Annotated in this window: 1 protein-coding gene and 1 pseudogene; both read left to right on the top strand. The window is 67.7% G+C overall.

Going from position 1 to position 1982, the window contains the following annotated elements; genetic code table 11:
• A pseudogene (locus tag BN903_RS18420) lies at positions 1 to 113 on the top strand (ABC transporter ATP-binding protein); the annotation flags it as partial.
• Positions 114 to 512: 399 nt separating this feature from the next.
• Entirely contained in the window at positions 513 to 1673 is a 1161-nt protein-coding gene (locus BN903_RS05285) for a LeuA family protein (RefSeq protein ID WP_195155724.1), read from the top strand.
• Positions 1674 to 1982: the final 309 nt, after the last annotated feature.

The following is a 1982-nucleotide window of genomic DNA, read 5'->3' as shown; positions in this document are numbered from 1 at the left end:
AACCCGGAACGGTCGAGGCCGTCGTCGACGTCGACATCGACCGCCCCCGCGAGCGGGCGGAGCCCGACTTGGTCGCCCTCCGGCGCGACGTGACGGACGCGCTCGGGCGGTAGCGGCGCTTCCGCCCCGCCGACTCGGTCACCTTCGGGAGTCGGAATCAGACTCCCGTGCGGTCCGGGATCCATCGCCGTGCGGGTCGCTGGCTCGCCGCGCGCGAACCGCGGGTCGCCCGCAGACCGAACGAAACGAACGTCGATCTCCCTTATCAACTCGCTTCCGAATCGGAATACGCTCGTCGTCCCCGGTGTGTGTATTACCTCCTTAAGGTGTATTGACATCGCCGCAGTCATGCGATCTCTCGCTCGCGGTTCGTATCGCTCTCGACTGCCGGTCGACTCCGATTTTGCGATCGTCCAAACCGTTAAGTACTCGACCGTCTTGTCGTGAAGCGATGACAGACATCACGGAGGCTTCGTCGGACACCCCGGCGGATCGAGTTCTTCCAGGGCACGATAGCTTCTAACGTCGAAATCGGTCCTGTCAGGATCTTCGACACGACCCTGCGAGACGGAGAACAGTCACCACGTACTTCGTTCAGCTACGACGAGAAACGCCGCATAGCGGCGACGCTGGACGACATGAACACCCACGTCATCGAGGCGGGGTTCCCGGTCAACTCGGACGCGGAGTTCGAGGCCGTCAGCGACATCGCCGCCGCGACGGACACCACCGTCTGCGGGCTGGCCCGCGTCGTCGACGGCGATATCGAGGCCGCCATCGACTCCGGCGTCGAAATGGTCCACGTGTTCGTCTCCACCAGCGACGTTCAGCTGGAGGATTCGATGCACGCGACCCGCGAGGAGGCGAAAGGGCGCGCGGTCGACGCCGTCGAGCAGGTCAAAGACGCCGGCGTCGAGTGCATGTTCTCGCCGATGGACGCGACCCGGACGGACCCGGACTACCTGATCGACATCGTCGAGGCGGTCAGCGACGCGGGCACCGACTGGATCAACATCCCCGACACCTGCGGCGTCGGGATGCCGACCAGCTTCGGGCAGACCGTGGAGGCCGTCGTCGAGGCGACAGACGCCCGCGTCGACGTCCACACCCACGACGACTTCGGGATGGCCGCGGCCAACGCCGTCATGGGCTTCGAGAACGGCGCGGAGCAGGCGCAGGTGTCGGTCAACGGGATCGGCGAGCGCGCCGGCAACGCCGCCTACGAGGAGGTCGTGATGGCCGTCGAGTCGGTGTACGGCGTCGACACCGGCATCGACACGACCCAGATCACCAAGCTGGCACGGATCGTCGAGGAGGCCTCGGACATCCCGGTGCCGGCGAACAAGCCCGTCACCGGACGGAACGCGTTCGCCCACGAGTCGGGTATCCACGCCGCCGGCGTCATCGAGAACAGCGACACGTTCGAGACCGGCGTGATGACCCCGGAGATGGTCGGGGCCGAACGCGAGTTCGTGCTGGGCAAACACACCGGCACCCACAGCGTGCGCAAGCACCTGGTGGAGGCCGGCTTCGACCCGACGGACGGCGAGGTCCGGAAGATTACGAAGCGGGTCAAGGAGTACGGTGCCGGCAAGCGGCGGGTGACGGCCGGCGACGTGGAGCGGTTCGCCGAGGAGGCGGACGTGACGCGCGAGGAGGAGGTCCGGGTCTGATGGCCGCCTCCTCGACCGGAGCGCCCTCCGAGCGACCGCGAGGGCAGTCGCCTACGGGGTCGGTTCGCGCCCCCCGACAGGAATTTATACCCCGGCCGCGTTGCTCCGAGCGAGATGCGACGGCACACCACGGTCGCGGAGCGAGCGGACGTTCCCGCAGCCGTCGCGCCGATCATCGTAGGGGTCTGACCCCCTACACCATCCCTTCCTCACCGACGCGACGCACCGCCGAACGCCGGCGGCCGGGCCGTTTCCGACGCACGCAGCCGCGCTCCCGACAGACGCGGCGCGACCCCGTCCGTCCCGCGT

The sequence above is a fragment of the Halorubrum sp. AJ67 genome (assembly GCF_000513435.1).
This window is presented reverse-complemented; position numbering and strand designations above follow the sequence as displayed.